The 7,286-nt window shown below is 67.9% G+C and carries 7 protein-coding genes and 1 tRNA gene; 7 read left to right on the forward strand and 1 reads right to left on the reverse strand.

The window, feature by feature from the left end:
* Window positions 1-113 precede the first annotated feature (113 nt).
* Window positions 114-1,298: a BaiN/RdsA family NAD(P)/FAD-dependent oxidoreductase gene (locus ELI80_RS05925; protein ID WP_136650178.1), complete on the reverse strand. Its 1,185-nt coding sequence runs from the start codon at window positions 1,296-1,298 to the stop codon at window positions 114-116.
* A gap of 101 nt (window positions 1,299-1,399) precedes the next feature.
* Between ELI80_RS05925 and ELI80_RS05930 the strand changes: the two genes are divergently transcribed.
* From ELI80_RS05930 to ELI80_RS05960, 7 genes are all read left to right on the forward strand, one after another.
* Window positions 1,400-1,474 (forward strand) — tRNA-Gln (locus ELI80_RS05930).
* Window positions 1,475-1,822: 348 nt separating this feature from the next.
* Complete coding sequence (locus ELI80_RS05935; RefSeq protein WP_136650179.1) at window positions 1,823-2,869, forward strand: transporter substrate-binding protein; 1,047 nt, start codon at window positions 1,823-1,825, stop codon at window positions 2,867-2,869.
* A 23-nt stretch (window positions 2,870-2,892) separates the two neighbouring features.
* Entirely contained in the window at window positions 2,893-3,474 is a 582-nt protein-coding gene (locus ELI80_RS05940; RefSeq protein ID WP_143803201.1) for an ANTAR domain-containing response regulator, read from the forward strand.
* A 100-nt stretch (window positions 3,475-3,574) separates the two neighbouring features.
* Complete coding sequence (locus ELI80_RS05945) at window positions 3,575-4,402, forward strand: ABC transporter permease (RefSeq protein WP_136650186.1); 828 nt, start codon at window positions 3,575-3,577, stop codon at window positions 4,400-4,402.
* A 1-nt stretch (window position 4,403) separates the two neighbouring features.
* Window positions 4,404-5,324, forward strand: a complete 921-nt coding sequence (locus ELI80_RS05950; RefSeq protein ID WP_136650187.1) for an ABC transporter permease — start codon at window positions 4,404-4,406, stop codon at window positions 5,322-5,324.
* 18 nt (window positions 5,325-5,342) lie between these two features.
* Window positions 5,343-6,977 carry an ABC transporter substrate-binding protein gene (locus tag ELI80_RS05955; protein WP_136650181.1) on the forward strand — a complete coding sequence of 545 codons (1,635 nt, stop codon included), beginning with the start codon at window positions 5,343-5,345 and terminating at the stop codon, window positions 6,975-6,977.
* Window positions 6,967-7,263 carry an acetamidase/formamidase family protein gene (locus tag ELI80_RS05960; protein ID WP_136650182.1) on the forward strand — a complete coding sequence of 99 codons (297 nt, stop codon included), beginning with the start codon at window positions 6,967-6,969 and terminating at the stop codon, window positions 7,261-7,263. Before ELI80_RS05955 ends, ELI80_RS05960 begins: the two co-directional genes overlap by 11 nt.
* Window positions 7,264-7,286 lie beyond the last annotated feature (23 nt).

Below are 7,286 nucleotides of genomic sequence, written 5' to 3' on the forward strand. Positions count from 1 at the left end.
CGCGTGGCTCCGCGGTCGCCCGCGGGCTTCTCGGTTCAGCTATCCGCCTAAGCACCGCGACGGATCATCATGCGCGGAACCCGGCAACCCGCCAGCGTTCCCCGGGTCCCGCCTTACGCCGCCAGAAGCGCCCGCGCCGCGGCGAAGGCCGACGCCCAGGCCCACTGGAAGTTGTAGCCGCCGAGCCAGCCGGTCACGTCCACCACCTCGCCCACGAAGTACAGCCCCGCCATCGACCGCGCCTGCATCGTGCGGCCGTCGAGATCGCGGCAATCGACGCCGCCGACCGTGACCTCCGCCGTGCGCCACCCCTCGGACCCCACCGGGCGGACCGTCCAGCCGTTCACCCGCGCGCCCAGCCTGTCCAGCACCGCGTTGGGCTGGTCGGCAAGGCGCTGGCTGGCCAGCCCCTCGTCCGCAATGACAGCATCGGCCAGCCGCTCGGGCAGGATCCGCGACAGCGCGGTCGCCACCTGGACCCGGCCGCCCTGCCCCTTCTGCCCGCGCAGCAGCGCCGCCACGTCGCGTCCCGGCGCAAGGTCCGCCACGATCGCGCCGCCCGGACGCCAGAAGCTCGACACCTGCAGCACCGCCGGGCCGGACAGTCCGCGATGGGTGAACAGCAGGCCGTCGTCGAAGCTGGTCCTGCCCGCGGCAAGGCGCGCCTCCACCGACACGCCGGAAAGCGGCGCGGTGCGGCGCAGGTCCTGCTCGGCGAAGGTCAGCGGAACCAGCCCCGGCCGCGGTTCGACGAGCCGCAGCCCGAACTGGCGCGCAATGTCGTAGCCCACGCCGGTCGCGCCCATCTTGGGGATGGAGCGCCCGCCCGTCGCCACCACCACCTGCCGCGCCGTTTCCACCCCGCCCGGTGTCGCGACCTCGAACCCCTCGCCCTTGCGCACCACGCCCGTGACCGCCTCTCCCAGCCGCAGGTCGACCCCCTGCATCCGGCCCAGCAGCATGGAGACGATCTGCCCGGACTTCCCGTCGCAAAAAAGCTGCCCCAGCGTCTTCTCGTGCCAGGCGATCCCCGCCCGGTCGACCAGCGCCACGAAGTCGCCGGGCGTGTAGCCCGCTAGCGCCGAGGCGCAGAAGCGCGGCGTCTCCGACAGGAACCGCTCGCGCGAGGTGGCGAGATTGGTGAAGTTGCACCGCCCCCCGCCCGAGATCCGGATCTTCTCGCCCGCCCGCCGCGCATGGTCGAGCACCAGCACCCGCCGCCCCGAGCCGGCCATCTCGCCCGCGCAGAACAGCCCCGCCGCACCCGCCCCGAGGATGATCACGTCCCAGCTTTCCATGCCGCCACCTACCCGACGGCGACCCCGCCCGCCAGCCATGAGGATTTCCGCAAATCCCCCTTGCACCCCCTGAACGGCTTGGCTAAACACCCCCCCACTGTTGGGGCGTGGCCAAGTGGTAAGGCATCGGTTTTTGGTACCGTGTACCGTAGGTTCGAATCCTACCGCCCCAGCCAGTCATCCTTACCTGAGTTCATATCACGCCTGAGGCGCAGGAAGACCTGCGCCATGCCCGTGGCTTGCGCGGACCCGCCGCGCACTGCGGGGGTGACGTGTCTAGAGGATGGCTGGGCCGAGAATACCCATTCACAAGCCGATGTGCCTCTGCGCTTGGACCCTGATTTCAGGCAAGTCGCCTGAAAAGCTGCTGATGCTGTTCACGACGGCACAAGGCTCACGTAATTGTTGCCAGAGCATCTCGGCTCTCGTATCGTCGGGGAGATAGCGGACAACGCACGGCATTCATGCCCGTCACAACCAATCTGGTTGGACGGGCTTTCTGTTGTTGCCTTGGGGCAAGACGAGTGAAGCAGACACTGGACATCGGCCTGGTCTATTCGCGCACAGGGAGCTACCTGCGCCTGTCGGATGGCGCCAGGGCCGGGGTTCTGCAGGCAGTGGCCGAAGTCAACGCGGATCCGGCCGGGGACTGGTTGATCCGCGTCCACGAGGCCGATCCGGCAGGACAGCAGGACCATTACGCGCCCGCAATGCTGGCTGTGCACCGCGAAACGGGCTGCCGGCATTTCTTCGGGGCCATGACGTCTTCCAGCCGCAAGGAGATGATCCCGGCGCTTGAGCGTTGCGGCGCCAGCCTGTGGTATGGTGCGCCCTACGAAGGATTCGAGGCCGCCGACTGCGTCGCCTACATGCACACCACCGTAAACCAGAACGTGATCCCCCTGCTTGACTGGACGCTGCCCCGACTGGGCCGCAGGGTGTTCCTGGTCGGCTCGAACTACATCTGGGGATGGGAGATCAACCGCATCGCCCGCGACCTGATCGCGGCGGCAGGCTGCGAGGTCGTGGCCGAGCGTCACATTCCCCTGGGCGACACCGACATCGCCGCGCTGCTGGACGAAATCGCGCGAACCCGGCCCGACATCGTGCTGAACTCGCTCGTGGGCGAGACACAGTACTGCGTTCTCAGGGCGCTGCGAGCGGCGGGCATAGCCTGCCGGGTCCTCTCCTGCAACTTCACCGAGGCCGAGCTGCCCGAGGTCGGAGAGGCGGCCGAGGGCCTGATCTCAATCGGGCCCTATTTCGCACAGCCGGGGGATGTCTTCGACAACTCGCTGGCACGCGCAGGCTACCTGTCGGTTATGAACCTCGTGCGGCTCCTGTCGCTGCCGGGGGCCAACGCGGCAATGACGCTGCCCGAGCTTCTGGCGCTGGGCCCTGGCGACATCGATCCAGTCAGCCACCACGTCGCGCAGCCCATCGTCATCGCAGAGGTCCGGGGGGGCGCCTTCGCCCCGCTGCTGTCGCTGCCCGTCACGGCGGGCGACCCCTACCTGGCCCGCACGCCGCGGATCAAGGCCGAGCGTCCGAGATTGAGGATCGTCAAGTGAGTGCCGCGCGTTCCCCCCGTCGGATGGACAGCGACCTTCGCGGTGCCCGCCTCCTGGTGCTGAACCGCCCCCATGACTCGCTGCGCGTCCTGCGGCGGCAGGCCGAGATCATCGGGCTTCAGGTGACGGAATGCTGGCCCTCCCTGCCCGAGGACGCGACGGGCTACGACTTCCTCGTCCTCGACGCCGACGCGGGACATGATGAGCAGCTGCCCTGGGGCGCCGCGCCGATGCCGCTGCCCACCGTGGCGCTGATCGGGTCCGAGGCGCCGGGTCGGATCGACTGGCTCATGTCGCGCGGCGTCCATGCCACGCTGATGCAACCCATCGGAGACCGGGGGCTTTACGCCGCGCTGCTGATGGCCCGCTACCGCTTTGCCACGGAGACCGAACTTGCCGCGCGCCTGCAGAAGCAGGCCTGGCAGCTGTCCCAGCGCGAAAACGTCCTGCGCGCGGCCCTGCTGCTGGGCGAGGCCGAGGGGTCGCCCGACGGCTATGCGCAACTGCGCCGCGCGGCGACCGCCGGCCGGATCACCGTCGAAGAGGCAGCCCTTGCGGTGATCTCGCAGGCCCAGGCGCCCCGAACCGCGCGAGGCCGCCGGTGAGCCGCGCCCTGATCGTGACGAGGAAGACGTGACCGAGACCACTGACGCTGTCGCAGCCGCCATCCCCACGGACATCCGGCCCCGGCTGTTCCGCCGCCTGATGCGCCGCAAGACGGCGGTCTTCGGCGCGGCCGTGATCGCGCTGGTCGTGCTGGGCGCCGTCTTTGCGCCGCAACTCGCGCAGTTCCCGCCCGACCAGCAGAATTTCGACGGGTTGACGCTGGAAGGCGCGCCCATGCAACCGAACGCGACCTACTGGTTCGGGACGGACTTGCTGGGCCGCGACCTGCTCTCGCGCCTGCTTTACGGCGCGCGGACCTCGCTGATAATCGGAGTGGTGGCGAACGGGCTTTCGATCCTGATCGGGACGGCCGTGGGCGTGACCGGGGGCTGGCAGAGGGGCTGGGTCGGCGCCGTCCTGATGCGCTTCACCGACCTCATGATGGCCTTCCCGGCGTTGCTGCTGGCGATCTGCCTGGCCGCGATCTTCCAGCCGTCGTTGTGGATCGTGGCCCTGGTGATCGCGCTGGTGAACTGGGTGCAGACGGCACGGATCATCTACACCCAGACGATCTCGCTGGCCGAGCGGGACTTCATCGCGGCCGAGCGCACGCTGGGTGCGAGTGACTGGCGCATCCTGCGTCACCACATCCTGCCGCACCTTCTGCCGACGCTGCTGGTCTGGGGAACGCTGGGCATTTCCATCACCGTCCTGCTGGAAGCCACCCTGTCCTTCCTGGGCGTCGGCGTGCAGCCTCCCACGCCAAGCTGGGGCAACATCATCTTCGAAAACCAGACCTACTTCCAGTCGGCGCCCTGGCTGGTCTTCATCCCCGGCGCCGCGATCCTGCTGCTGGCGCTGGCCTTCAACCTGGTGGGCGACGCGCTGCGCGAGGAAATGGACCCGACGCAGAAAGGACGTGGCTGAGATGTGGGCCTATCTGCTGCGCCGCCTGATCCAGGCCGTCCTGATCCTGCTGGGGGTCAGCTTCATCACCTTCCTGCTTCTCTATGTCCTGCCCGCCGATCCGGTGCGCCAGATTGCGGGCCGTTCGGCCACGCCGCAGGTGGTGGAGAGCATCCGGCGGGAACTGGGCCTCGATCAGCCCTTCCTCGTCCAGTACTGGAACTACCTGACCGGGCTCGTGCAAGGCGACTTCGGCCGCAGTTACCTGCAGAAGGCCGATGTTGCCGGGCTGATCGCCTCGCGCCTGCCCGCCACGCTGCAACTGATGGCGCTGGCGATCCTGTTCGAGCTGATCATCGGCCTCGGCATGGGCGTCGCCGCCGCGCTGTGGCGAGGCCGGGCGGTGGACAGCGTGCTGATGATGACCAGCTTCGCCGCCGTCTCTGCGCCGCAGTTCGTCGTGGGGCTGCTGCTGTTGTATCTCTTTGCGGTGCAGTTCGGGTGGTTCCCGATCAGCGGCTACGGGACCTTCTCGCACGCCGTCCTGCCGGCCCTGACGCTCGCCATCACAGGGTCGGGCTGGTACGCGCGGATGATGCGTTCGTCCATGATCGACGTGCTGGACACGGATTACCTGCGCACCGCCCGCGCCAAGGGCCTGTCACGCGGGCGCATCATTCTTCGCCATGCCGTCCCGAACGCCATCCTGCCCATCATCGCCATGATCGGCATCGACATCGGCATCTTCATGGGCGGCGCGGTCGTGGTCGAAAGCGTCTTCGGCTGGCCGGGCATCGGGCAGCTTGCCTGGCAGGCGATTCAGCGTGTGGACATCCCCATCATCATGGGCGTCACCATCGTCTCGGCCGTCGCCATCGTGCTGGGGAACCTCCTGGCCGACATGATCGCGCCCTTCGTCGATCCCCGCATCAAGCTCAGATAAAAACAGGGAGACCAAAGCATGAAACTTCCCCACCTTCTTCTCGGCACGGCCATGGCCCTGGCGCTGGCCGGGCCCGGCCTCGCGCAGGAAGAACAGCTGGACCCGAATGCCAAGCCGGGCGGCAGCATTGTCATCACCTATAAGGACGACGTGGCCACGCTGGACCCGGCCATCGGCTATGACTGGCAGAACTGGTCCATGATCAAGTCGGTCTTCGATGGGCTGATGGACTATGCCCCCGGCACGACGGACCTGCGCCCCGGTCTTGCCGAAAGCTACGAGATCAGCGACGACCTGCTGACCTACACCTTCAAGCTGCGTCCCGGCGTCAAGTTCCACAACGGCCGCGAGATGACGGCCGAGGACGTGAAGTACTCCTTCGACCGCGTGCTGCTGCCCGCGACCCAGTCGCCGGGCGCGGGCTTCTTCGGCTCGATCAAGGGCGCCGACAAGATGGCCGACGGCTCGGCCACCTCGCTGGAAGGCCTGACGGTCGTCGATCCCCTGACCGTCCGCTTCGAGCTGTCCCGCCCGGACGCGACCTTCCTGCACGTGCTGGCGCTGAATTTCGCCTCGGTCGTGCCGAAGGAAGCGGTCGAGGCCTCAGGGGGCGACTTCGGCCACCAGCCGGTCGGGACCGGGGCCTACAAGATGGGCGAATGGCTGCCGGGACAGCGGGTCGTCTTCCAGAAGAACCCCGACTACTGGCGCGCGGGGCTGCCCTATCTGGACCAGATCACCTTCGAGATCGGGCAGGAGCCGGTCGTGGCCCTGCTGCGGCTTCAGAACGGCGAGGTTGACGTCCCGGGCGACGGAATCCCGCCCGCCAAGTTCCAGGAGGTGATGGCCGATCCAGAGCAGGCTGCGCGCGTGGTCGAGGGCGGGCAGCTGCACACCGGCTATATCACGATGAACGTGACCCAGCCCCCCTTCGACAAGGTCGAGGTGCGCCACGCCATCAACATGGCGATCAACAAGGACCGCGTGGTCCAGATGATCAACAACCGCGCGGTCCCGGCGAACCAGCCGCTGCCGCCGTCGATGCCCGGCTATTCGCAGGACTACGCGGGTTATGCCTATGACGTCGAGGGCGCGAAGAAGCTGCTGACCGAAGCCGGCTACCCGGACGGCTTCGCGACCGAGCTTTACGCCATGAACACTGACCCCAACCCCCGCATCGCACAGGCCATCCAGCAGGACCTGAAGGCCATCGGCATCAACGCGGAGATCCGGGCGCTGGCGCAGGCCAACGTGATCGAGGCGGGTGGCGCGGGCAACGCACCGATGGTCTGGTCGGGTGGCATGGGCTGGATCGCGGACTTCCCCGACCCGTCGAACTTCTACGGCCCGATCCTCGGCTGCGACGGCGCAGGCGAGGGCGGCTGGAACTGGTCCAAGTACTGCAATGAGGAACTGGACGCCGCCGCCCAGGCCGCCGACGCCATGGCCAAGCCCGAGGAAGCCGAAGCACGGCTGCAGGCCTGGTCCGCCGTCTTCGAGGGCGTGATGAAGGACGCCCCCTGGGCCCCGGTCTTCAACGAACAGCGCTTCACCATGAAGTCGCCGCGCATGGGTGGGGCGGATGCGCTTTACACCGATCCCGTCTCGATCCCGATCAACTACGACTATGTGTATGTGACCGATGTGCAATAACTGCGACTACACCATCCACGGCGCCCAGCATCACTTCGGCTGGGACAACTCGCGCCCGCCCGCCCAGCGGGTCGAACCGGGGGCGACGGTCCGCTTCGAATGCCTCGACAGCTCGGCGGGGCAGCTTTCGCCCCGCTCGACGGTCGAGGACGTTGCGACACTGGACTTCGGCCGGATCAACCCGGTCAGCGGCCCGATCCATGTCGAGGGCGCGAGGCCCGGCGACGCGCTGAAGGTCACGATCGACAGCTTCCACCCCCAGGTGTTGATTTCCACTTGGAACTGACCCGGGACGGCGCCTGATTTCCA

Source organism: Paracoccus aeridis, from assembly GCF_004923205.2.
GTDB classification, from domain to species: Bacteria; Pseudomonadota; Alphaproteobacteria; order Rhodobacterales; family Rhodobacteraceae; genus Paracoccus; species Paracoccus aeridis.